The organism is Enterococcus moraviensis ATCC BAA-383 (assembly GCF_000407445.1).
Lineage (GTDB): Bacteria > Bacillota > Bacilli > Lactobacillales > Enterococcaceae > Enterococcus_L > Enterococcus_L moraviensis.
In genome coordinates this window covers 1,087,893-1,113,317 of the sequence record NZ_ASWB01000001.1, presented here as the reverse complement: position 1 = coordinate 1,113,317, position 25,425 = coordinate 1,087,893, and the positions used below count along the sequence as shown (strand labels likewise).

General features: G+C 35.4%; 24 protein-coding genes. 21 read left to right on the top strand and 3 right to left on the bottom strand.

Annotated elements, in window-relative coordinates; translation table 11 throughout:
• Nucleotides 1-197 precede the first annotated feature (197 nt).
• From I586_RS05280 to rlmN, 13 genes are all read left to right on the top strand, one after another.
• Nucleotides 198-1,304 (top strand): tyrosine-type recombinase/integrase, encoded by a 1,107-nt coding sequence (locus I586_RS05280; protein WP_010764196.1) that lies wholly within the window; start codon nucleotides 198-200, stop codon nucleotides 1,302-1,304.
• 202 nt (nucleotides 1,305-1,506) lie between these two features.
• Nucleotides 1,507-2,175: a winged helix-turn-helix domain-containing protein gene (locus tag I586_RS16915; protein ID WP_010764197.1), complete on the top strand. Its 669-nt coding sequence runs from the start codon at nucleotides 1,507-1,509 to the stop codon at nucleotides 2,173-2,175.
• Between the two features lie 70 nt (nucleotides 2,176-2,245).
• Nucleotides 2,246-4,006, top strand: coding sequence for a SpaA isopeptide-forming pilin-related protein (locus I586_RS05270; RefSeq protein ID WP_010764198.1), 1,761 nt, complete (start codon nucleotides 2,246-2,248; stop codon nucleotides 4,004-4,006).
• Nucleotides 4,007-4,072: 66 nt separating this feature from the next.
• Nucleotides 4,073-4,717 (top strand): WxL domain-containing protein, encoded by a 645-nt coding sequence (locus tag I586_RS05265; RefSeq protein WP_010764199.1) that lies wholly within the window; start codon nucleotides 4,073-4,075, stop codon nucleotides 4,715-4,717.
• A 34-nt stretch (nucleotides 4,718-4,751) separates the two neighbouring features.
• Nucleotides 4,752-5,849, top strand: a complete 1,098-nt coding sequence (locus I586_RS05260; RefSeq protein ID WP_010764200.1) for a WxLIP family cell surface protein — start codon at nucleotides 4,752-4,754, stop codon at nucleotides 5,847-5,849.
• Between the two features lie 34 nt (nucleotides 5,850-5,883).
• Nucleotides 5,884-6,216 carry an EF2685/EF0750 family sortase-dependent surface protein gene (locus tag I586_RS05255; RefSeq protein ID WP_010764201.1) on the top strand — a complete coding sequence of 111 codons (333 nt, stop codon included), beginning with the start codon at nucleotides 5,884-5,886 and terminating at the stop codon, nucleotides 6,214-6,216.
• A gap of 73 nt (nucleotides 6,217-6,289) precedes the next feature.
• Entirely contained in the window at nucleotides 6,290-7,102 is an 813-nt protein-coding gene (locus I586_RS05250) for a WxL domain-containing protein (RefSeq protein ID WP_010764202.1), read from the top strand.
• A 163-nt stretch (nucleotides 7,103-7,265) separates the two neighbouring features.
• Nucleotides 7,266-8,375 carry a WxLIP family cell surface protein gene (locus I586_RS05245; RefSeq protein WP_010764203.1) on the top strand — a complete coding sequence of 370 codons (1,110 nt, stop codon included), beginning with the start codon at nucleotides 7,266-7,268 and terminating at the stop codon, nucleotides 8,373-8,375.
• Nucleotides 8,376-8,577: 202 nt separating this feature from the next.
• Complete coding sequence (locus I586_RS05240; protein WP_010764204.1) at nucleotides 8,578-9,636, top strand: PA14 domain-containing protein; 1,059 nt, start codon at nucleotides 8,578-8,580, stop codon at nucleotides 9,634-9,636.
• Nucleotides 9,637-9,860: 224 nt separating this feature from the next.
• Complete coding sequence (locus I586_RS05235) at nucleotides 9,861-11,315, top strand: SdrD B-like domain-containing protein (RefSeq protein WP_010764205.1); 1,455 nt, start codon at nucleotides 9,861-9,863, stop codon at nucleotides 11,313-11,315.
• Nucleotides 11,316-11,436: 121 nt separating this feature from the next.
• The gene (locus I586_RS05230) at nucleotides 11,437-12,186 is read left to right on the top strand and encodes an ABC transporter ATP-binding protein (RefSeq protein ID WP_010764206.1); all 750 of its coding nucleotides are present in this window, start codon (nucleotides 11,437-11,439) and stop codon (nucleotides 12,184-12,186) included.
• The gene (locus I586_RS05225; protein WP_010764207.1) at nucleotides 12,176-13,999 is read left to right on the top strand and encodes an ABC transporter permease; all 1,824 of its coding nucleotides are present in this window, start codon (nucleotides 12,176-12,178) and stop codon (nucleotides 13,997-13,999) included. Before I586_RS05230 ends, I586_RS05225 begins: the two co-directional genes overlap by 11 nt.
• Nucleotides 14,000-14,286: 287 nt before the next feature.
• Nucleotides 14,287-15,357, top strand: coding sequence for a dual-specificity RNA methyltransferase RlmN (rlmN, locus tag I586_RS05220; RefSeq protein WP_010764208.1), 1,071 nt, complete (start codon nucleotides 14,287-14,289; stop codon nucleotides 15,355-15,357).
• Nucleotides 15,358-15,396: 39 nt separating this feature from the next.
• Here rlmN and I586_RS05215 read toward each other — a convergent pair whose 3' ends face one another.
• From I586_RS05215 to I586_RS05205, 3 genes are read right to left on the bottom strand one after another with little or no spacing between them, the layout of a single operon-like run.
• A complete protein-coding gene (locus tag I586_RS05215; protein WP_010764209.1) occupies nucleotides 15,397-16,326 on the bottom strand; it encodes a LysR family transcriptional regulator in 930 nt (309 codons plus the stop codon).
• 49 nt (nucleotides 16,327-16,375) lie between these two features.
• The gene (locus I586_RS05210; protein WP_010764210.1) at nucleotides 16,376-17,143 is read right to left on the bottom strand and encodes a DeoR/GlpR family DNA-binding transcription regulator; all 768 of its coding nucleotides are present in this window, start codon (nucleotides 17,141-17,143) and stop codon (nucleotides 16,376-16,378) included.
• 16 nt (nucleotides 17,144-17,159) lie between these two features.
• A complete protein-coding gene (locus tag I586_RS05205) occupies nucleotides 17,160-17,924 on the bottom strand; it encodes a hypothetical protein (protein WP_010764211.1) in 765 nt (254 codons plus the stop codon).
• 196 nt (nucleotides 17,925-18,120) lie between these two features.
• Here I586_RS05205 and ulaG point away from each other — a divergent pair, with 196 nt between their 5' ends.
• The 8 genes from ulaG to I586_RS05165 all read left to right on the top strand — a co-directional run bounded on the left by ulaG (nucleotide 18,121) and on the right by I586_RS05165 (nucleotide 25,325).
• The gene (gene ulaG, locus I586_RS05200; protein WP_010764212.1) at nucleotides 18,121-19,185 is read left to right on the top strand and encodes an L-ascorbate 6-phosphate lactonase; all 1,065 of its coding nucleotides are present in this window, start codon (nucleotides 18,121-18,123) and stop codon (nucleotides 19,183-19,185) included.
• Nucleotides 19,186-19,200: 15 nt separating this feature from the next.
• Entirely contained in the window at nucleotides 19,201-19,659 is a 459-nt protein-coding gene (locus tag I586_RS05195; protein ID WP_010764213.1) for a PTS sugar transporter subunit IIA, read from the top strand.
• A 15-nt stretch (nucleotides 19,660-19,674) separates the two neighbouring features.
• On the top strand, nucleotides 19,675-21,153 hold the full coding sequence (locus I586_RS05190) for a PTS ascorbate transporter subunit IIC (protein ID WP_010764214.1): 1,479 nt from the start codon (nucleotides 19,675-19,677) through the stop codon (nucleotides 21,151-21,153).
• 126 nt (nucleotides 21,154-21,279) lie between these two features.
• Complete coding sequence (locus tag I586_RS05185) at nucleotides 21,280-21,579, top strand: PTS sugar transporter subunit IIB (RefSeq protein ID WP_010764215.1); 300 nt, start codon at nucleotides 21,280-21,282, stop codon at nucleotides 21,577-21,579.
• A 74-nt stretch (nucleotides 21,580-21,653) separates the two neighbouring features.
• Nucleotides 21,654-22,292: a 3-keto-L-gulonate-6-phosphate decarboxylase UlaD gene (locus tag I586_RS05180; RefSeq protein WP_010764216.1), complete on the top strand. Its 639-nt coding sequence runs from the start codon at nucleotides 21,654-21,656 to the stop codon at nucleotides 22,290-22,292.
• Between the two features lie 5 nt (nucleotides 22,293-22,297).
• Complete coding sequence (locus I586_RS05175) at nucleotides 22,298-23,158, top strand: L-ribulose-5-phosphate 3-epimerase (protein ID WP_010764217.1); 861 nt, start codon at nucleotides 22,298-22,300, stop codon at nucleotides 23,156-23,158.
• Nucleotides 23,148-23,858, top strand: a complete 711-nt coding sequence (locus I586_RS05170; RefSeq protein ID WP_010764218.1) for an L-ribulose-5-phosphate 4-epimerase — start codon at nucleotides 23,148-23,150, stop codon at nucleotides 23,856-23,858. The genes I586_RS05175 and I586_RS05170 overlap by 11 nt, the downstream gene beginning before the upstream one ends.
• A gap of 138 nt (nucleotides 23,859-23,996) precedes the next feature.
• Nucleotides 23,997-25,325: an APC family permease gene (locus I586_RS05165; protein ID WP_010764219.1), complete on the top strand. Its 1,329-nt coding sequence runs from the start codon at nucleotides 23,997-23,999 to the stop codon at nucleotides 25,323-25,325.
• Nucleotides 25,326-25,425 lie beyond the last annotated feature (100 nt).

The window sequence follows — 25,425 nt, the reverse complement described above, 5'->3', positions numbered from 1 at the left end:
TTAACTGAAATCAGTATATCCCTTTGAAATCAATAAATCAAGAAGTTTTTTTAAAATAAAATTCTCAATTTTTAGCGTATTAATATAAAAAAATGAGAATTTCGTTTATTATGTTGTCAAATATCCTAGTTTAATCAGTGATGTTTTTTTAAGCCGTCAATTGCGCCGTCAAAATTTACAGAAAAGGATTTGATTTTTTGGCTAAAGGAGAAAATATTTATAAACGAAAAGATGGTAGATGGGAAGGCCGCTACCCAAAAGCAAGAAAGACAGATGGTTCCATTCATTATGGATATGTTTATGCGTATTCTTACCGCTCTGTGAAAGAACAACTATTTGAGAAAAAAGTTCACACGAGCATGTTTTACTCCAAAAATAAAAAAGAATTTCATGGAACATTTGGAGATTGGACGTCGATTTGGATGACATCTGTCATGGCTCCTAAGATAAAAGAAAGTACCTTTGCAAGTTACAAGAATAAAATGGATCTACATATTTTACCTTTATTAGAACACCGACTATTGCAGAAAATCGGTCCAAACGATATTGATGAAGTAATCAATCAATTATCTAACAAACTATCAACAAGCTCTGTCCATGTCATCTTTCGTATAGTCAAAAGCTGTTTTGAAGCAGCAAAAGAACGTGCATATATCTCATCAAATCCATGCGAAGGAGTGATACTACCAAAAATAAAAAAAGAAAAAGTTCGGGCTCTAACACGAACAGAACATAAAGCACTCGAACAGGCTAGCTTAAAAACGAAAAAAGGTCTACCTATATTAATCGCTTTAGAAACAGGTATGCGTATTGGGGAAATATGTGCATTAAAATGGGACGATATTGATTTTGATTCTTCAATTATTCATGTCAGTAGAACAAAACAGAGAATCTGCTTACCGGACGATTCTGGAAATAAAACGCAAATTATTGAAACTGCACCGAAAACACCGAATTCAAATCGATTTATCCCACTTTCCTTAAAATTGAAAAAGGGGTTGCTACGATGGAAAGAAGAATCTCGGTCTCCGTTTGTTATTGCAAATGGTGATCATTCAATTGAACCTAGAACGGTCAGTTATCGGTTTGATCAAATAAAATATCAACTTGGCTTGACGGATATATCGTTCCATTCATTGAGACATACATTTGCAACCCGCTGTGTAGAACTTGGGGTAAACATTGCTGCTATTAGTTCTCTATTAGGTCATTCATCCATCAAATTGACATTGGACACCTATACGAGTTCATTTTTAGAAGAAAATCGCATAGCTATAAAAAAATTAGATAAATTAACGTTTTAACTGAGATGGGATAAGGAAAATATCTTCTTATATGACTACTGACTTTTGCAATTCAATGACAAAATGGATAAAACCTGCTTTTTTTCAATTATTCACCGCCGTCATTTCCGCCGTCAACTCGTATTTTTCTCTATATAAGACAGGAAGCTCAACCGTTTTTCATGTTTTAAGTAAAAATATGAAACAAGGAGATGCCTATTAAATGTATACACTAGGAATAATCATGTTGGAATATCCTTTTGATTTAGAAATGAGCGAGAAACTTCATTCGTATGGATTTAAATCAAAAGAAATCAAACAAATAGATCAATTAAGTGAAGTTGACGGAATTTTGATAAGCGTAAATCAAAAAATGAACAATCATACAATCAAAGGATTAGAATGGTTGACGACTTTGAAGAAAGAAAAGTGTGGTATTCCAATATGGCTTTATACTGATACTCCTTTGACACCGATTGAACGAAAGCTGTGCCTACATTTAGGTGCTAACGGTATTCTTGTTAAGGACAGCGAAGAAGAAGAAAATGACTTTATTATAATGAAAAATATATTAGGGTGTTTAGTTCATCAAGAAAGTTCAACGTTAGTAATTCTAAATAAAGAAGCACAAAGTTTGTCCTTTAATGGTCAACCAGAAATTAGTTTCACTCGATTAGAGTTTCGAGCACTTTCATTTCTGTATGATCATGCAGGTGAAGTCGTTACATATCAGGAAATCTCTGTTCATTTATGGAAAGGAGAGCAAGCAGTACAACAGTATCGAGTGGCCAATATTATTTTTCTGATTCGGAAAAAACTTGGGGAAGAGGGGAAAAATTTAATTCGAACTGTCCGAACGAAAGGGTTTCAATTAAATAAAAATCTTATATAAAAGATTTTTTAGTGGCTCTTCAAGTTAAGTCCCTTCTTTTTAAAATACCACATCTAAGGAGTTGTTAAATATGAGAAAAAAAATTGGTCTAGTAATTTTGATTGGCTGTTTAGGTCTATTATTTCTGAATCTTTTCGGAAATGAAAAAATTAATGCAGCGAGTGAAAAACTAGATAAAGATTCATCTGTTTTCCAAATGGTTAGTCTATCAAAAATCGAACAAAAAACAGGGAATGTAGCGAAAACAGCTCTAAAAAATGGAGAGTCGATCAATTATGATGATTCCGTTCAAGTAAAATACCAGCTATTCATACCCGATGAAATGAAACGTACAAAAAATCAAACTTTCACGACGAATCTTCCTTACCTTACTCCAACGAGTAAAGAACCAGTTGAAGTAAGAGATGAAAACAAGAATGTCCTCGGAAAATGGGAAATGATAACGGATGACAAAGGTGCAAATCGTTTGTCCTTTCAAGTAAGTGACTTTTTCGTTGAATCAAAGCAAAACGAAATAGACATTGAATTTATTGCCCGCTTAAATTCCTCTGTCGAAAATAAAAAACAGACGTTAACGTTTCGATTTGAGACCAATAAAGAATCTGATTTAGAACTAACAGTTTTAGATGTTCCTATTTTAGATAGATCAACCGAAACGAAAGAAAAATCAGCAGTTAAAGGGAGTGAAAAGACTCGTCCAAAGCGAGCAGCGATACAATCTGCGGAAGCGAAAAAAGCGAACCGAGAAAACAAGGCAGCTACGTATTCAATCAAAATAAATACAGTAGATGCGGAGGATCATAGTAGGCCGATTAATGGGATGGTTTCTCTTTATTCTTACGATAATTTATCAGATCCAATAAGATTAGCGGCAACAGTAAATGGTCAAGTGACTTTTACTGATTTACCACCTGGAAAATACCGAGTGGCAGGTGGTGTAAGTCAAGTGGTTGGTTATTTTGCACGTAAAGGAGCAACGTATTTTGAAGTTGATTTACCATCTGCTAATCCCTCAGTCACTGTCGAATATTTGAGAGGTTGGGGAAGTGTTAGGTTGGTGAAACGAGATGAGGCAACGAATGCCGTTCTCCCAGGAGCAGAATTTAAGTTAGTAAGAAATAACCCAAATAATTCACAAGAAGTGGTGAAAGAGGGAATTGTTTCAACGAGTAAAGGTTTCGTTCAAGTTGATCAGCTTTTTATAGGGAATTATTCATTCATTGAGACCAAAGCACCAGAGGGTTATATTCTTGATACTACTCCAATCGCAGTTAGTCTGAAGGATGTGGAATTAGTTTATCCAGATTCTACGTCGAAACCAATTTTTTTCCCTACCAATATGAAAACTAAAACAAATAAAAAATCCGATATAACTATGAGCAATAGTCTATTTCCTGACAATTTAGATTTTGGGAAAACGAAAATTCAGAATACTAGAAATGAAACATTTACTGCTACGGAGTATGGAGTTCCAACTGTTGGAAAAGTTGTGATCGACGATTCCCGTTCAAGTGGTGGTTGGACGTTAAAAGTGAAACAAAACACAGATTTCTTTGCGGCGGATGGTAGCCCGTTAGTGAATACGACGCTTGATATAGCAATTGGTCGTGCTACGAATACAGCTTCTAATTTACCAAGTTTGGTAAACCAGGTAGTTTCATTAAAAAGTGGGATAGAAAATCGAATAGCTGTAGCGAAAGCATCAGAAGGGACAGGAACAACGACAATTCCTTTGGATAAATTTTCGCTGACTGTTCCAAAAGAAGCCACGAAAAAAGTCAGCCAATATAGTTCTTCTCTTACATGGACACTTTCCGATGTACCACAATAGCTACGATTAAACATGTTATAAAGCTTGAAAAAGCTTAATATAAAAATTATTTTAGGGGGTTTTTAAATGAAAAAATTAATAAGTACAACGTTATTATCTGGACTAGCATTAACTGCGATTGGTTTTTCAAATGAAGCATTGGCCGCAGATAAAGACACCAAAACAACAAATGCAACGATTACGTATACAGAAGGGGATATGACGATTGATCCTGGGGATGGAAGTTTAGGTTCTGGGTTGCCTGATAATTTAAACTTTGGTGCACACAAGATTCAAAATAAAACGGCCGAAAATTGGGTAGCTACTGACAATGGGATCGAAGGTGGTCCGGTTACGACTGGTAAATTGACAGTCAATGATGCTCGTGGAACCAAAGCTGGTTGGAGTGTGAAAGTGGTCCAAACAGCTCAATTTACGGAAAAAGGTGGAACTGGGCAGTTAACGAATGCTGCCTTAACGATCAAGACTGGTTCTGCAACAAATACAGGAGGAACGCGACCTACAGGAGGTAAAATTAATAATTCACTTACCTTAGTGCCTGGTGCTGGCGGAGAGCAATTGATATTTGGCGCTAAGGCGGCAACGGGTGATGGCATTTCAACATTGGAATTATCAAAATTCGAGCTGGCTGTTCCAGGGGATACGGCTAAAAGAGCTGTAGAATATCAATCTACCTTAACTTGGACGTTATCTGATACACCAGCACCATAAAAGAGCAAATAGATAAATTATGAGAGGGATAACAATGAGTAGCAATCAAAAACTATTTAATTTTTTCGTTATAGGATTAGTTGTCAGTTTGTTTTTTGGCACACCTTTAGTTGCTTACGCCTCAGACAATGAAACGTTTGCAGGATTTACAACGGATGCCAAACTTCCTGATAATCAGTACACAAAAGAAGTCACTTATTTTGATTTGAAGATGACACCTAGTCAAAAACAAGAATTAGAAGTTATCTTGACGAATGCTTCCTCTAAGGAGATTGTTGTTGTCCCTTCGATTAATCGTGCTCAAACTAATCGAGCAGGCGTTGTGACCTATTCAGTAAAAAGTGAAACAAACAATGCAGGTTTAATTTACAATGTCGAAGATATTATCACCATTGCAGAAAAAGAGATCGTCTTAAAAGCCCATGAAGAATATAAACTAAAGTTACAGATAAAAATGCCAGAACAGCCATTTGAGGGAGTTTTAGCTGGTGGATTGTATTTATACAATAAAACAACCGCTAAAACAGAGGGAAATATAAAAAATCATTTTGCTAGAGAAATTGGTTTGATTCTAAGAACCACTGATAAGAGCGAAGAAATAGTCGGTGATTTAGCGTTGAAAAAAGTGACGACAGATCAAGAAAATGCTAGAAATGTTATTAGTTTATTATTGGAGAACGCTCAACCAGCTTATTTATCTGCAGTGGACTTTAAAGGAACTGTAACAAAATCTGGCTCCCAAGAATCACTGTTAAGACTAGATAAAAAGAATCTATCGATTGCGCCAAATAGTACATTTGATTTACCGATATCCCTAGATGGCGAGCCTTTTAAAGCTGGAACATATGAGTTTAAAGGAACAGCGACTCAAAAGGAAAGAGTCTGGCATTTTGACCAAACATTTCAAATCACATCAGAAGAAGCAAAAAAATTAAATCAAAAAGATGTGAGTATCAAAAAAGAAAATATTTTTGAAAATCGTTTAGTTCTGACATTGATAGGTCTTCTATTTTCGCTACTACTTATCCTGATCGTCTTGCTTTCTCGAATATATATAAAGAAATGTAGAATGAAAAAGTGGAAAGAACGACAAAGGAAAAAGAAGAAGAGAACGAAGACATTGAAAAAGTAGCTAAACAGAGAATCTAAACAGAAAGGATTAAGATATGAAAAAAATAGTGTATATCATGGGTTTCATTCTCCTTTTTACCGTTTTATTAAGTTCAAACTATTCAGCAATGGCACAAGAGTACAATGGTCCAGCAAACGTAACAACTGTTGGAGGAATCCGTTTTTATGAAACAGACGATACAGAGACAACAACTAGTTCTGATCTGTCTACTTCACAAGAAAAAGAGACGCCGAATAAACCAAAAGGGCTTTCAGGTAAACCACGTTTTCCAACTACAGGAGAAATAAAAGCCAGCTCAATACTCATTATAGGTTTGGTCTTTGTTTTTATAGCATTTTTCGGGATGATCAATAAAAGAAGTAAGTGAACAACAATTCATTATGGATTACTAAAGTATATATACTTTAATAATAAAAAAAGTTTAAGAGGAGAGATTGACAATGAAATTAACAAAATTAGTAATGAGCGGTGCCGCTTTGGCCACAATCGTAGGAATAGGCGCGTTAAATGCAGATGCAGCGACTTATCCAGAAGCAACAAAGGGAGTATCAAATGGAAATATTAGCTTTACCGATGATGGATCGAACAACATTCCAGATCCAGAAAACCCCGAAAAACCAACGAATCCAGTTGACCCGACAGATCCAGATAACCCAGATAAACCAGGTGGTAATGAAAATCCAGGAGATTTAAAACTAGTAGTCGTGCCAGATTTTGATTTTGGTTCACAACAAAAGTCTAGTGGAGAAGTAACTGCAAATGCGAAAGTTGTTGCAGCATGGGATGAAAGTAAAACGAAAATTTATCGTGCGCCATGGATCACAACTCATGATATGAGAACAGAACGTGGTACTGGTTGGACTGTTTCAGTAACGTCAAGCCAATTCTCTTTAACAGGGGATGCAAACAAAAAAATCAATGGTGCTGAAATCGTATTTACGAATGCAAATTATGAAGGCTCAAGTACAACTAAACCAACCATTCATTCTAAAGCAGTTGGCACAGATGTTACTACTGGATTAGTTTTAACGCCTGGAACAGAAGTGTCAATAGCAAATTCTGATGCTTCAAAAGGTCAAGGGGTCGGTGATTACTCACTAGCTTTAGGAACAAATAGTAAAGGGGCTTATAAAGAAGATTCAGTGACAGATGGTGTAACGTTTAGAATGCCAGCCAATACAGCTGTTGAAACAGGAAAATATCAAGCTGAATTAAATTGGGAATTAAAACCAACACTAAATCCTTTTTCATAAGCAAAATTGAATAGGAAAACTGAGGTATGGCTCTTTGAGTTGTACCTCAGATTTATAATGATGGAGTGAACGGTAAAATTACATGTTTTTGAGGATACTCATCTACGTATTGCTCGTAATGGACTTTTATCTTAAACTCTACTTTCCAAGAAGGAGCAGTTAGATGCGTAAACTGAACAAATGTATTTTATGCCTAGTAACACTTTGTTTTTTTCTTTTTTTAAGAAACGATGTATATGCTTTTGCGTCTACTGAACCAGGTGGCACAGGAGCTGCTTTTTCTGTTGAGGCCGTTTATCCTGAGAACCAGCAAAGAGGAGAAAGTGGTTACTATGACTTAAAAGTAACGCCAGGAAGTAAACAAGTAATAAAAGCAAAAGTAAAGAATTATTCTGACCATCCGATAGAAGTTTTTATTGATGTAACACGAGGTACTACTAGTGATGGTGGCGTTATTAGCTACAAAGAAGTTGATAAAGAAAAAGATAGCAGTATGTTAACGGATATAAAAAAGCTGGTACAAGTGAAAGAGCCAGTCGTCAAACTAGAGGCAAAAGAGAGCAAAGAAATAATAGCTGAGATCAACATACCAGAAGCACCCTACGAAGGACAATTGTTGGGAGGACTCCACTTTTCAGAAAAGTATCAATCATCTGAAAAAGATCGAGAGAAAGCGGTAATCAATACTTTTTCCTATAGTCTACCAATCATATTGACTGAGTCTGGTACAAAAGCTGAAAATAAACTAGACTTGATCAAAGCAGAAGCGGGGCAACGAAATTTCCATAATTTTATCGAAGCTATCCTGCAAAATCAAGCACCTAGTATTATTCATAAAATGACAATTGAAGGTAAAGTAATCGCTAAAAAGACAAATAAGCAGGTTTATAGTCGAAAAGAAGATACATTTCAAATGGCACCTAATTCAACTGTAAAGTTTGGGTTTGATATGAAAGATACAGAAATGGTTGCTGGAGATTACGAAGTGGTGATGAACGTTACAGCTGATACACAACATTACGAATTAAAAAAAGAATTCACTATCACTAAAGAAGAAGCAAAGAAGTTTAACGATGAATCTGTGTATTTGGAAAAAGAAGAGACAAACACGCTTGTGTGGCTAGTTCTAGGTATTGCTGGCATGTTGATAGTCTTTATTTTAGCTATAATTATTTTGCGAAAACGGAAGAAAAGGAAACAACTTCAGAAAAAGGTAGCTGCTAGACGTATTAAAAATAAAAAGAATAAAAAAAGAAGTAAAAATAAATCATAATAAAATAATAGAGATTTTTAATTGATGACATAAAGAGATACTATTTTTTGAGTGGGAATAGGAATATATTTAGCTTTTTCTCTTTCTAAAGATTATCCTAATTTTCCAAAATGTAAATCAAAATAAACAATTTACATGTTATTTTTTTAATGTTACAATCAAAAAGGGGTAAACAAAAAATAAAAAAAGGGGATGGAAATGAATGGTTTTTAAAATAAGAAAGAAAATTCCGTTGATTATTTGTGTTTTAATTGCTTGTTTTGCGTTAATTAGTATCAATTCAAGTGTTGCTTCAGCTGATGAAGGAAATTCGCTTACTAGAGCGGAAGGCAAATTAGTGCATGGTGTTTACACAGAATATTTTAGAAGAGAAGGAGTCAATTATATTCCAGTTGCAAGTCAATATGAAAATAGTAATTTAGATTTTTCTTGCAGTGTAAATAGAGAACCTTATCCAGGTATCAATCCGAATAACGGCTTTAGAGTAAGCAAAACGGCTTATGTGAAACTAAGTGGTTCAGGTACGTATATGTTTATGACAAGTACGACAGGAAATACGCAAGTATATGTTAATGATGTACTTGTTCAACCCACATATCCATATGTTAATTTACAAGCTGGTCAAATTATTAAGATAAAAGTTATTAGTAATTTCCCAACAAATGCACAAAGTAAAAATGGGCAATTCGTGACGGATTTTTATTGGAAAACTCCAGAAACGGGTCTTAATTTTCCAGCGCAACATATTGCACAAGAATTACTTTATACAACGCCAGATTTACAAGGCATAGATACTGTTGTTCCAGATAAATTAGTTCATGGCGTTTACACAGAATATGAAAGACGTCAATCTCCAATGGGGAATTTTATTCCTGTTGCAAGTCAATTTGAAGACGGTACACTTGATTTTAGATGTCAATACAACAAACAACCATACCCAGGGATTGATCCTGCAGCTGGTTTCCGAGTACAAAAAACTGCGTATATTAAATTGACAGATACTGGAATGTACAGATTTTACTCTGCTAGTAGTATGGTCATTCCACAAATCTATGTGAATGATGTTCTTGTTCAAAACACTTCTCCAGTATATCTTCAAGCTGGTCAGATCATCAAAGTAAAAGTTGTAGCAGCATTCCACATGCCTTCAGCAACTGGTTATAACTATGATTTGGTGTGGTCTACACCATCTAATCCAGCGCCATATAAATTAATTCCACAAGAATTACTTTATACAACGCCCGATTTAAACGGCGTTTAAAGGAAAAAAGAGTAAATTGCTTACCCCCAAGTACTATTTTTCACTATCAATTATAAATACCGTACCATGAATAATGACAAATCATCCCAAAGCTAAATATTTCCCTTCTAATTTATAATTTGAGTCGTCAAGTATATACCGACAGAGGGGAAAATATTTTCATAGTTTTGGGAGATTTTTTAATATAAAAATGATTAAAATTCTTTCTGAGGAAGGTGGATAATATGAAAAAAATTAATAGTAAAAATATGTTGTTAGCTCTCATTATTTTTGTAAGTTTTTTTATGTCTAGTGTATCAGTAATGGCAAAAGGAATCAGCAGTAAAGCAGAAGGGACAGCTTCTATTAGTGGGATTTTGTTTGAAGATTCCAATGCTAACGGCCAGCAGGATGCGAATGAACCAGGAATTGAGGGTGTCACAGTCAGATTATTGGATGACTCTGGAACAGAAATCGCGCAAAAAACAACAGATGGACAGGGGAAATATACATTTGACAAGCTTTCTTCTGATTTATATAACGTAAAAGTAGATTTCCCAGTCGGATATAAGATGTTTACGAGTGGACCAGTAGGGTTTAATGATGACGGTCTTTCTGGTTATATTGAACTAGATGAGGGAGAAGCGTATACAGGCGCTTGGATCGGGTTCATATCTACCGCGGCTTCTATAGAAGGGACTGTCTTTAATGATGAGAATAAAAGCGGTGAGAAAGATGGAACAGAACAAGGCATTTCAGGAATCGAGTTAGGTCTTTATTTGGTTGGAAATACAACACCGATTCAAACAGTTAAAACAGATGCAAATGGAAATTATTCTTTTTTAAAGATTACACCTGGTAAAACTTACGAAATAAAACCCATTTCAATACCCTCCCAATATGAGATAGTTAAAAACAGTAACTTCGATGAAAATGGGAAAAGTATTCAATTTGCTTTAGAAACATTAGATAAAAAAAGAGATATAAATTTAGCATTGTATGAAACGATTCCAGTAACGGGCATCAGTGTGGAACCGAAAGAATTGATTCAGTATGTGGGCGATACTGGCAAATTAATCGTTACAATTACTCCAGAGAACGCAACAGATAAAGACGTTACTTACAAAAGTGATAACCCATCAATTATGACAATTGATAAAGACGGTAATTGGGAAGCAAAAGCTGTGGGTGTTACGTTTATTGAGGTAAAGAGTACTAGTAACAATGGGCTAACAGCAATTGTAAAAGTCACAGTTAAAAAAAGAGAAGGAGTCGGTGCAACTTTCTATGATTATCCGCGATATTTAGGCTACTTCATAGAAAAAGGGACAGGAACAGCCACAAATTTTGATGATGATTATAATAACGTAGAGCCTTACCCAGGTTTAGGAACCGATTATTACAAAGTGAAAAAAGTAGGATATGTAACACTTAAAGATACAGGAATATATACATTTTCGATTGAAGTGGATGATAATGGCGCAGTTTATTTAGATGATGAAAAAATTATTGACCGAGATAATATTACGGGAGGAACATTATCAAATTTCCGCTACTTTAAAGCAGGGCAAACAATCAAGATTACAACGGAGCATTACAACAAAGAAGCACCTGTTTCCTACTTTCATTTAAGATGGCAAACTCCAAGTAATCCGTATTCTCCAAAGGCAATTCCAGACGCTGAGATCACGATGGAATAACAATCAATTGATTCGCTATAACAAGTTGCTTACAAAAGTGTTAGCAACTTGTTATTTTCTTCTATGGTAGGTTAATGGAAATTGGATTAGACTAAAATAGTAGAGAAAAGGAGCGATAATAATGTTACAAGTCGAAAATCTAACTAAAACGTATGGAACTGAAATCAAATATGAAGCACTAAAAGGATTAAATTTAACAGTAAATGATGGTGAATTTATTGGTATTATGGGACCTTCTGGAAGTGGGAAAAGTACTTTTCTAAACTTGCTCGCAACCATTGACCAACCAACATCTGGACATGTTTTATTAAATGGTAAAGATCCAAACCAGCTCAATCAAGAAGAGGTGGCGAAATTTAGACGTAGAGAGTTAGGCTTCATTTTCCAAAGTTTTAACTTAATGCCTACCTTGACTGTAGAAGAAAATATCGTTTTGCCACTAACATTAGATGGTGAAAAAATCTCAGTGATGAAAAAACAATTGAATCTTTTAGCTGACCGTTTGGGAATTGCGAGTTTATTAAAAAAACGAATAGCAGAAATTTCAGGTGGACAGGCCCAACGTGTAGCGGTGGCTCGTGCAATGATCCATCAGCCTCAATTGTTGTTGGCGGATGAACCAACAGGAAATCTAGATACAAAATCATCTAAAGATGTTATGCAATTATTACAACAGCTAAATGAAGAGGAACGAGCAACGATTTTGATGGTTACGCATGATCCTTTAGCCGCAAGCTATTGCAAGCGAATCGTATTTATTAAGGATGGTGAATTGGTTGATGAAATTCACCATAATGGAAATCAAAAGATGTTTTACGATGAAATCATGGTAAAACTATCCGAGATTGAAGGTGTCGATAATGAGTTTTAGTCAATTTGTTATTCGAAATACTTTACGAAATAAACATCTTTATATGGCCTATTTCCTAAGTACATTATTTTCTGTCATGGTGTTTTTTACTTTCACAGTATTCGCATTTCATCCAGCCTTATCTGATGGGTTAAATAAAAATGCTCAAATTGGTATGTTGGCAGCTGCGATCATTATTTATGGTTTTGCATTCTTTTTCGTTCTTTATTCGATGGATGTTTTTATCCAGTCCAGAAAAAAAGAATTTGGCTTATTGATGATTCAAGGAATGAGCCCCAAGCAATTAAAGAAAATGGTTTTTATTGAAAACCTGGTGATCGGTTTTTTTGCAACGATTATCGGAAGTCTTGCTGGAATTGGTTTTTCACAAGTAATTTTATGGTTGAGCAATAAACTGATGCATGTGAATTTTGGTTTTTATTTTCCAACGCAAGCACTTGTTTTAACGGTACTTTCGTTTGCTATTTTATTTTTAGCCATTTCGTTTTTTATTCAATTCCGTCTACCAAAATTAAGTTTACAGGACTTACTGAAAGCAGGCGATATTGGCAAAGGCACGATCAAAAGCTCACGTATCAAAACCTTTTTAGCCATTTTATTGATCGGTGTAGGGTATGCAATTGCTCTTTTAGTGAAAGGCATGTTAGTACCTATGGTCATGATTCCTGTGATTTTCTTAGTCGTTGCAGGAACACGCTTTTTATTCAATCAATTAAGTGTTTCAATTATTGAACGACTTAAAAAGAAACAAACGATCTTTTGGAAAAAAACGAATATGGTGGTTCTTTCTGACTTAGCTTTTCGAATGAAAGACAATGCCCGTTCATTTTTCTTAGTATCGATTATTTCAACTGTCGCTTTTGCTGCAATTGGAACGTTGTATGGTTTTCAAAATATGATTTTAGATGGAATGAAGCAAATTCCTTATGAATTTCAAATTGCAGGAACTGCTGAAGAAACAACGGCTATAAAACAAAACTTTACTCAATTATTGGCTGAAAAAGGGATTCAAGTGGATGAAGGTGAACTTACGACGTATACCAATTCGGATCAAGTTAATTTTGTCAAAGAGTCTGAGTACAATCATTTGGCAGAATTAGTTAAAAAACCAACGATTCAAACTCAAGGTAAGGCTGTTCAATTATTACCAAGCAGTATGATGGGAATGGAAGAGACAACGCTAAATGAAGTGAAATTAGCAGATCAAGTGACGTTACCAATCACCAAAACAGAAAAAACGACTGTTGTCTCTGCCTATGGAACCACGGTCGTCGTGCCAGATGATACAAATTTACAAAACATGGAAAGTACGATAACAACTGTTTGGCAGCCTAAAAATACTAGTTATGACGAATTGGTATCTGTAGGTAAGTTCCAAGATAAAAATATACCGTTTATGGCAAAAAGCTATTCGCAACAAACGATCACAAATGAATATGCACCGATTTTATTCGTGGGAATCTTTATCGGAATCGTCTTCTTTGTTTCAGCTGGAAGTTTCTTATATTTCAGATTGTATAGCGATATGGAGGTCGATGTAGAAAAATTCAAAATGATCTACAAAATGGGCTTAGCGAAAAAAGAATTGAAGAAAATGATTTACCAACAAGTAGGAATTCTGTTCTTTACACCAATCATTGTTTCAGTGATCCATGGAGCAGTTGCCCTAACCGCAATGTATCATATGTTTAATCAAGGGATGCAAGTAGCTGGTTGGCAAGTGTTAGGAATCTTTGTTTTGATTCAAATTGTGTATTACTTGATTGCACGTATATTTTACTTTAAAAAAGTGTATCGTTTAGTTCAAGCATAATGACTAAAGAAGAGTGGGGGAAACCAAAGCATAAATTTCTCCCGCTCTTTTTTGTTTAAAGAAATTTACCCACCTCGAAGTGGAAGCTAAATCTAGTTGTGAAGACACTAACATATTGCGGTATCAAAAAAGTCGAAACCACGAATAAAAACATACAGGATAAAAACAAGATAGTAGAAATGAAAATTGCCATATTTGCTGGGCAAACCTAGATAACGTATAGACAAATCCGAAACAATAAGTTATAGTATGAAGCGAATGTTTAGAAGAAATGAGGAAGAAAACTAGTGGAAAAAGCGTCCATTTATGGTTTAACAAAAGAAGAACTGATCGCATGGTTCATCGAACATGACGAGAGAAAATTCCGGGCCACTCAAGTATGGGAATGGCTGTACATCAAACGTGTTATGGCTTTTAGTGAAATGACCAATTTATCAAAAGATGTCATCTCATTATTAGAAGAAAACTTTATTATCAATCCATTACGTCAAGTAATCATCCAAGAAGCAAAAGATGGAACGGTTAAATATCTTTTTGAGCTCCCAGATAAAAATATGATCGAAACAGTTTTGATGCGTCAAGAATATGGCATGTCTGTTTGTGTAACGACTCAAGTGGGTTGTAACATTGGTTGTACTTTCTGTGCAAGTGGTTTACTTACAAAACAACGTGATTTAACAGCAGGCGAAATCGTCGCTCAAATCATGCTCGTTCAACATTATTTTGATGAACGCGGACAAGACGAACGTGTTAGTCATATTGTTGTGATGGGAATCGGAGAGCCATTTGATAACTATGACAATTTAATGAATTTCCTACATACAATCAACGATCCCAAAGGGTTGGCAATCGGTGCTCGCCATATCACTGTTTCAACAAGTGGTTTAGTCCCTAAAATCAGAGAGTTTGCGAATAATGGATTGCAAGTGAATTTAGCTATTTCGTTACATGCGCCAAATAATGATGTTCGAACATCGATCATGCGTATCAATCGCAGTTTCCCGATTGAAAAATTAATGGATGCTGTTGATGAGTACTTAGAGAAAACGAATCGTCGTATTACGTTTGAATATATTATGTTGAGTAATGTGAACGATCGCCCAGAACATGCACAACAATTAGCTGATTTATTGAAAGATAAGAAGAAATTGACCTTTGTCAACTTGATTCCGTACAATCCAGTTAGTGAGCATGACCAATATAGCCGAAGTGAAAAAGCCGATGTTCTAAAATTCTATGACGTTTTGAAGAAAAATGGTGTTAATTGTGTTATTAGAAAAGAGTATGGCACAGATATTGATGCAGCGTGTGGTCAATTGAGAAGTAAACAAATCAAAAAAGCGAGTAAAACACGCTAGTTAAAAAACTGCTAAAACGAATCCGTTTTAGCAGTTCTTTTATTTTTCAGGTAAAATAGTGAAACCATAATCAATGATATGTTCTTTCAAATAGCGCAAGTACTCTTCACCCATCGGCGATAAGGACATCTGAGCTGGATGAATCCAGCCTATTTCCATTTTTTCATCAACTTCTAAAGGCAATGCAACAATATTTTCGTCATTTAATTCGCGGCTTAAAACGCCCGAACTAATTGTATAACCATCCAGACCAATCAAAAAATTAAATAAGGTTGCTCGGTCACTGACACGAATACTTTTTTTGTGGTATCGAGTACTCAATATTTCTTCTGAAAAGTGAAACGAATTAAACTGTCCTTGTTCAAATGAAAGGTAAGTAAAATCCTCTAAATCTGTTAAAGTCACTGATTTTTTCCCAACTAAGGGATTTTGTTTACTGATAAAAACGTGCGGCTTGGCTGTAAATAAAGGATGGAAAACCAACTGCTTTTCTTTTAGTAATTTGCGAATCACTTTTTCATTAAAGGCATTCAAATATAAAATTCCCAGCTCACTTTGGAAAGTGCTAACATCTTCAATGATATTATTCGTTTGTGTTTCGCGAAAGGTAAATTCATATTCATTTTTTTCGTAAGACTTGATTAATTGGACAAACGCATGAACTGCAAAGGCATAGTGTTGAGCAGAAACAGAAAATAACCTTCTCCGAGTCTCAGTTCCTTTATACTTTTCTTCCATTAAATCAACCTGTTCTAAAATCTGGCGAGCATAGGATAAAAACTCTGTTCCTTCTGTTGTGAGAACCATCCCTTTTTGTGTTCGTTGGAAAATCTGAATATCCATTTCTTGTTCTAATTCTCTAATAGCAGTTGATAGACTTGGTTGGGTAATAAAAAGATGTTTAGCCGCCTCATTGACTGACCCTAATTCCACGACTTTTACGATATAATCCAGTTGTTTGATCCGCATAATTTAATCCTCCGTTTCGAAATACCACCTATCATGACTAATGTCAATCTTAGATCTCGACCTGAATCACCTGTACGCCTTGCTTCTCGATTTCACGAACTACTTCCGGTGACGCAAATGTATCTGTAATCAAATAGTTGATGTCTTTGATATTGCCACTAGTAAAATTAGAGGAAAACCCAATTTTACGGTAATCTGCAACAACAATCACTAAACCATTAGTCCGTTCAATGATCAATGAATTTATTTTTGATTCATGTAAGACGGGCGTTGTAATCCCATTTTCAATACTAAGTCCAGAACAGCCAATGATTGAAATGTCAGAAGACATCTTTGAAAATGAATCAATTGCAATATCTCCAACCAAAGCTTCTTTTGGAAATCTAATCTCACCACCAGATAAAATAACGGTCGAGTTTGGATTGTGATCCAAGCTGGCAACTTTAACATTGTTCGTCACAATGGTTACACGCTTATCTTCTAAATGTTTCAAAGAAGATAGCGCGGTTGAACCGGTATTGATAAATAACGTATTGCCCTCTGAAACATACTCAGCCGCTTTTTTTGCAATGGCGTTTTTTAGTACTTCGATTTCTTCATTATAATCTTCTGTTCCAGTTTTCTGAACGATTTGGGCTGTTCCGTGGGCGCGTTGAACTAATCCCATCTTTTCTAGTGCTATCAGGTCGCGACGAACAGTGATTTCTGAGACGTCCAATTTATGACTTATTTCTTTTACAGGTAAGGTTGTTTCAGTATGTAATAAATCGAGTAATTTATCTCGACGATGTTTGATTGTTTTGTGTGAGCTTTTCAATTTAACTTCCTCCTTTTTAAATCATTTGCGCAATAGCGAGTGTATTTCCAATAGTTTTTACTTTTTTTAATATGCGATACCCTTCAGATGTTTCTTTTAATTTGAGTAAACAGTGACCTTTTAAGTATAGAAGGTACGCCATCTCTCGATTATTTAGACGGTTTCTATCAATTAACTCTAATTCAGCTAAACATTTTTTATTTCGATTTTGATGGAAATAGTTTAGGCTATTGAGTTCGTGCCATGAAAATAAGCCATTCATTTGATTCTTTTTCGTATTTTTAAGTTTAAACAGGTTTTCTAAGCAAGTATTCAATTTTTCTTCCTCTTTTAAAAAAGAATAGCAGTACATTTGCGTATGATAATAAATGAAGAGGTAATCTAACGTAGAGCGAAAGAAATGCTGATTTTTTTGTAAATGCTCTAAACAAGGCTCATATTTTCCTTCGTCTAATAAAATCAGGCTATCAAAAATAATAATAGACTGTTTAAAGCCATTAAACAAATCTTTTTTCTCCAGTTTCTTTTTTAAAGTAACTGCTTTTTCTAAGTCACACTCAACGGTTAAAGCATAAATCATTTTTTCATAGACATTTTTTAAATACTCAAAGAGTACAACAATACTCAGTGCAATACCGCCAATACACCCAAAAATGATCTTAGCACTGAGACTGTGTGACGTGATGACCAGGTAACAAATATACAGTGCAAACAACAAATAAATAAGCCATAAAATCCCTTTTTTTAAAACGTAAATACTTTTCCAAACTAAATTGTTCATCTTCTTCACCTCACGGCAACTATATCATAAAAAATGTGATATGAACATAAAAAAAGAAGTAATATCCTTTCAAACATGATATTAAAATGTAAACGTTCTTAAAAATAGAGAAACGATCTTATAAATGGATTGTAAACGGTTAAAAATATTGTAGAATAAAAGTGTAATCGAGATTGAGACAATATGGAGGGATTATATGGCAACAATTCATGAGGTAACAAAAGAAAGTTGGATTTTAAGTACTTTTCCAGAATGGGGAACGTATTTGAATGAAGAGATTGAACAAGAAGAAGTAGCGCCAGGTACGGTTTCTATGTGGTGGCTAGGATGTACGGGCATTTGGTTGAAGTCTCATGAGAGCACAAATATTTTATGTGATTTATGGTGTGGAACGGGCAAACGAACACATGGTAATGGAAAAATGAAAAAAGGCCATCAAATGATGCGGATGAGTGGTTGTGAGAATATGCAGCCTAACCTTAGAACGCAACCATTTGTTATTGATCCATTTGCAGTAAAAGATGTGGACGCATTGGTTGTAACCCATATCCATTCTGATCATTTAGATATCAACACAGCTGCAGCGGTGCATCAAAATTGTCCGAATGCGCGCTTTATTGGGCCAAAAGAAGTTGTAAATACTTGGTTGAAATGGGGGATTCCAAAAGAAAAAACAACGATTGTAAAACCTGGTGATCGTGTATCAATCAAGGACGTTGATATTGTCGCATTAGAAGCATTTGATAGAACGGCATTAGTTACATGTGAAGATCCTGAGGTTCGATTAAAAGGAAACTTACCGCAAGATATGGATGAAATAGCTGTTAACTATTTATTTGAAACAAGCGGAGGCAATATTTATCATGCTGGTGATTCCCATTATTCTAATCTGTTTGCTAAACATGGAAACGAACATAAAATCGATGTTTGTTTAGGAGCTTATGGCGAAAATCCACGAGGAATTACCGATAAAGTAACCTCAGTCGATATGCTACGAATGGCAGAATCATTGAATGCTAACGTTGTGATTCCAGTTCATTATGATATTTGGGCAAACTTTATGGCTGATCCAAAAGAAATAACAGAAATTTGGAAGTTTAAAAAAGAGCGTTTGGATTACCAATTTAAGCCATTTATTTGGCAAGTTGGTGGGAAATTTACGTACCCCAATGATAAGGACAAACTTGAGTTTAATTTCTATCGTGGATTTGATGATGTCTTTTCAACGGATAATGATACGCCATTTCCATCGTTTTTATAAGAAAGGAGCAAACGGATGCTAAAGTATTTTTATGAAAATGAGTTGATTCGATTTTGTGAAAACACACCTGCTAGCTGGTCAGAAGCAATTACTTTAAGTTGTCAGACCTTGCTAGAAAAAGGGATGATTACGCAACAGTATATCGACGAGATCATAGCGTGTGTTCAAAAGTATGGACCCTATATCGTGATTGTTCCTGGCGTTGCTATGCCACACTCATCTGAGGATAGTCAAGGTGTTTTAGGAACGGCGATTTCATTTACAAAAATGAGTCAAGATGTCGTGTTCGAGGATGGCAATGATGAGAAAAATGCGCGCTTATTTTTTACTTTGGCCGCTAAAAATAATGAAGAACATGTTGAAAATATTTCAAAATTATCAGAGATGTTAATGACGGATGGGGTGATTGAGGCATTGATGACAGTTGAGACAATGGAGGATTATGAAGACGTGATGACTATGTTTGACTTATAGAAAGAAGGGGAGTAAATGACACAGATAATAGATTTTCTAATGGGAATTTGGGATTATTTCGCTGCAAATATTTTAACACAACCAGCATTTTTAATTGGGTTTATTGTTCTTTTAGGGTATATTCTGCTAAAAAAACCATTATATGAAAGTATTGCAGGCTTTTTAAAAGCAACAGTCGGTTATTTGATTTTAACGGTTGGGTCAGGTGGTTTAGTTAATAATTTTCGTCCGATTCTAGTTGGCTTAAAGGAACGGTTTGATTTAGATGCGATGGTCATTGATCCTTATTTCGGTCAAAATGCCGTAACTGCCGGTATTGAAGAAACGTTTGGACGAACATTTAGTGATACCATGATTTTATTATTGATCGCTTTTGTTATGAATATTTTATTAGTGCGTTTTAAAAAGTATACGAAGTTACGGGCAGTTTTTACAACAGGGAATGTTCAAATACAGCAAGCAGCAACAGCTTTTTGGATCTTACTATTTTGTTTTCCGGATTTAGGACAAATTCAAATTTTATTGATCATGGGTCTTATTTTAGGATGTTATTGGGCAGTAGGATCGAATCTGACTGTGGACATTACACAAGATCTAACAGAAGGAGCAGGTTTTGCAATCGCTCATCAACAAATGTTTGGGGTGTACATCTTTGCTCGATTATCTGAAAAGATGAAAAAAGATAAAAATAATCGGAAGTTGGAAGATGTTCAATTACCAGGATTTCTCTCCATTTTTAATGAAAATATGGTGGCAACCTCCATCTTAATGCTCTTTTTCTTTGGTATTATTTTAGTTGTATTAGGACCAGCTTATTTAATAGAGGCAGGTTTTATGGTAGAAGGACAAAGTTTCTTCTTCTATATTTTACAAACAGCATTATACTTTGCGGTTTATCTAGCCATTTTACAATTAGGCGTTCGAACGTTCGTTTCAGAGCTTACAGAGTCATTTCAAGGGATTTCTAACACCTTATTACCAGGCGCTGTTCCAGGAATCGACGTTGCTGCGACATTTGGCTTTGGGTCGCCAAATGCTGTGACGATGGGCTTCTTATTCGGTGCATTAGGACAATTTATAACGATTGGTTTATTGATTTTATTTAAATCACCAGTCATCGTTATTGCTGGATTTATACCATTATTCTTTGATAATGCTGTGATTGCTGTTTATGCAAACAATCGTGGCGGATTTAAAGCAGCTTGTATTTTCCCATTTATATCAGGTGTGATCCAAGTAGTAGGGTCTGCTTTGATAGCGGCTTTTATCGGCCTATCACAGTATGGTGGATACATCGGTATGTTCGACTGGGCAACGGTTTGGCCACTGATGACAGTATTAATGAAGTATCTAGGCTATTTCGGTGTTGCACTAGTAGTACTTTTACTATTGGCCATTCCCCAATTACAATATCGTGCAAATCCAGAAGGTTATTTCTTAATTGCGGAAGATTATGATGAATATGTTAAAAAAATGGCAGCAAAAACTGCTTAATACTTATTATTTAGCTACACGGAATGATTTCTAGGGGAAAAGTCAAAAAGGACTTATGACGAAGAAAGTCGTATCGTGTTTCCCTATTTTTCAACCGTTATGCTTTTAAATTAGGAGGAAATTAAAATGAGAGTTTTAGTATCGTGTGCAAATGGTTCAGGAACAAGTTTAATGATGAAAAAAAGTGTCGAAAAAGCATTGAAAGAATTGGGATTCAATATTACGAATATTCACCATTGCGCCATTTCGGAAGGAAAAAGTACAGCAGGACAATATGATGTTGTGTTTTGTCCAATGAATTTTTTGAACATGTTTGATGATGCTAAGAAAAAAGGCATTACAGTTGTAGGGGTGAAAAATGTAATGTCTGCTAAAGAAATCAGTGAGCGTGTACAAGAAACAGAATTAGCAGCTAAGTTTAAATAATTTTAGCACGAAGTATTCAGGGGGGTGAGGGTAAACCATCCTGATTCTAACTGGAAAAGTAGGGAGAGAATTAAATGAGCAGACCTAATTTACAAGTAGCTTTGGATCATTCAGATTTACCTAGTGCAATCAAAGATGTGGTTGCAGTGGGTGAAATCGTAGATATTGTGGAAGTTGGAACGATACTTTGTTTACAAGCAGGAGAAGAAGCCGTTCGCTGTATTCGTGCATTATATCCTGAAAAAAAAGTTGTGGCAGATACTAAATGTGCAGATGCAGGTGGAACGGTTGCAAAAAATTGTCGAGATGCTGGAGCAGATTGGATGACAGTAATCTGTTGTGCGACAATTCCAACGATGAAAGCTGCCGCAAAAGAAGTGGAAGAAGTTCAAGTTGAGCTGTATGGGGATTGGACGTATGACCAAGCGCAAAAATGGTTAGATGCAGGTATCTCACAAGCTATTTATCATCAAAGTCGTGATGCCTTACTGGCAGGTGAAACGTGGGGCGAAAAAGATTTAACCAAAGTAAGAAAGTTGATTGAAATGGGCTTTCGAGTTTCAGTTACTGGTGGATTAGATGTAGCTACCTTAAAATTATTCAAAGATCTTGATGTCTATACGTTTATTACGGGTCGAGGTATTATAGCTTCTCACGATCCTAAAAAAGCCGCACAGGATTTTCAAGATGAAATAAAACGTATTTGGGGGTGAAGCAGGTGACGACAGTAGGAATCTACGAGAAAGCACTTCCTAAAAAAATGAGTTGGAAAGAGCGTTTATTACTTACAAAAGAATTAGGGTTTGATTTCATTGAAATGTCGATTGACGAAACAGATGAACGACTGAAAAGACTAGATTGGACCAAAGAGGAACGGAAAGAAGTCAGAGAAGCCATACATGAAACAGGGACTAAAATCCTCTCTATTTGTTTAAGTGGGCATCGCCGTTTTCCCTTTGGATCTGAAGATGAAGAGAAACGCAAAGCTGCCTTGACTTTGATGGAAAAAGCAATAAACTTAGCTTCTGATTTAGGTGTACGCACGATCCAATTAGCAGGATATGATGTTTATTATGAAGATAAGACTTTGACCTCAAGGGAATACTTTATTGAAAACCTAAAAAAAGCAGTAGCAATGGCAGCGGCAAAAGAAATAGTTTTATCCATTGAAATAATGGACGATCCTTTCTTAAATTCTATCTCTAAGTTTTTAAAGATCAAAGAACAAATCCGTTCACCTTATTTACAAGTATATCCTGATCTTGGCAATTTATCTGCATGGCCAGAAAATGATGTAGGCTATGAATTAGAAATTGGAATCGACCAAATATCTGCGATTCATTTAAAAGATACGTTGGCAGTAACCGAGCAATTTGAAGGGAAATTTAAAGAAGTTCCATTTGGCAGTGGCTGTGTTGATTTCTTAGGCTGTCTCAAAACATTGAAACGTCTAGAATACAACGGCCCTTTTCTGATTGAGATGTGGAGTGAAAATAGTGATGTACCTGAAAAAGAAATCGAGCAAGCGAAAGCATTTTTATTTCCATATTTAAAGGAGGCAGGGTACCTTGAAACATAAAGAATTGATCCATGAAATGAAAAAACGAGTTTTTACTGCAAATTTGGCATTACCTGAGGCTGGTTTGGTCAAACTTACTTGGGGAAATGTTAGTGAAGTCAATCGCGAGGCAGGCGTGATTGTCATTAAGCCTAGTGGTGTTTCCTATAAGACGATGGAGATAAATGATATGGTAGTAACGGATTTAGATGGAGAGGTGTTAGAACCTGGATTAAAACCGTCTTCAGACTTGGCTACTCATGTGGAACTATATAAAGCGTTTGAAGAAGTCAATTCGGTTGTACATACGCATTCAAAAAATGCGGTGATGTGGGCACAAGCCGGTCGTGAAATCCCTGCTTACGGAACGACCCATGCAGATACCTTTTACGGTGTAGTTCCTTGCACACGACAATTGACTTCAGAAGAAGTTGCTAGCGCATACGAATTAGAGACAGGGAAAGTAATAATAGAAACATTTAGAGAAAAAGAAATCGATCCTTTAGCAGTCCCTGGCGTATTAGTATATGGTCATGGCCCTTTTACTTGGGGGGAAACAACTAAAAAGGCGGTAGAAAATAGCATTGTTCTAGATGAAATAGCAGAAATGGCTAGTACAACTGAAATAGTAAACGAGACAATTAGTCCAATCCCTCAATATCTTTTAGACAAACACTTTTTTAGAAAACATGGTAGCAACGCTTATTATGGACAAGTGTAGACAAAAATAGTTTCAGTCAATAGTGTGGAGAAGTTTGAAAAAGACTTGTCTACACTATTTTTATTGCATGAAACGCTTGAATTTAAATTCAGAAAAGCTATACTAGAAAAATAACTAAAAAATAGAAAGAGGATGAGCATGGAGGAAAATCGATTAAAGCGTGAGATTTCTTTGTTTGGTGCTTTTTCAACTGTTATGGGTACAGTTATTGGAGCGGGTGTTTTTTTTAAAACAGCTAGTGTGGTCAGTTTTGCTCAATCATCAAGTTTAACGATTTTTGCATGGATATTAGGGGGGATTCTGACGATATGTGCAGGATTGACCAGTGCAGAATTGGCTACTGCTATTCCTAAAACAGGGGGCGCAGTAAAATACATTGAATATACTTATGGAAAATTACCTGGTTTTTTACTTGGATGGGCGCAAAGTGTGATTTATTTTCCCGCCAATATTGCAGCATTATCAATTATTTTCAGTACGCAATTTATTCATTTATTTCATTTATCGAATGCCTTTCTTTTACCAATCGCATTGATAACGGGTTTGAGTGTAACGATAGTTAATTTAATGGGAACTAGGCTAGCGTCAAATTTACAATCATTTACATTGATTATAAAAATGGTTCCCATAGCATTGATTGTATTAGTGGGATTGTTTATGCCAGCGAATGCAGAGGTGGCATTATTTCCTATAAAAGCTGGCGGAGACAATAGCTTTATACATGCACTTAGTGGGTCATTGCTCGCAACTATGTTTGCTTATGATGGCTGGTTGGGTGTTGGTGCTGTGGCAGGTGAAATGAAACATCCAGAAAAAGATTTGCCAAAAGCGATTTTTTTAGGGTTAACGTTTATTACGATTGTTTATGTATTGATCAATCTTGTTTTTCTTAAAACATTACCAGTTGAACAACTTTCTGGGAATTTAAATGCAGCATCAGACGTTTCAAATCAAATTTTTGGTTCAATTGGTGGTAAGTTGGTCACAATTGGGATTTTGATTTCTGTTTATGGAGCATTAAATGGCTATACGATGACGGGAATTCGAGTTCCTTATGCGCTAGCCTTAGAAGAAATGATTCCTTTTAGTCAACAATTCAAAAAATTATCTAAAACGTTTGTTGTTCCATACATTGCAGGGATTTTTCAATTTAGTATTGCAGCTATTATGATGTTTTTTGGTAGTTTTGATTTATTGACGGACATGTTAGTTTTTGTAATGTGGCTATTTAGTTTATTGATTTTTTCAGCGGTATTTATTTTAAGGAAGAAAGAACCAGATTTGAAACGACCGTATAAAGTACCATTATTTCCTGTCATTCCTATTATAGCAATGTTAGGTGGTCTCTTTATTTTGATTACTACATTGTATACACAAACGATCTTGGCAAGCATTGGTATAGGAATTACGTTGTTAGGGGTGCCAGTTTATTTCCTAAATCAAAAAATACGGGGATCAGAAAGATAATGTTACCAAGCTATTTTCAAAAACTTGCTTGTTCGCATTAGAGATTGAGAAAAATATTAAAGATTATTTGATATAATGAGAATGATCTAAGTCTTTGTCA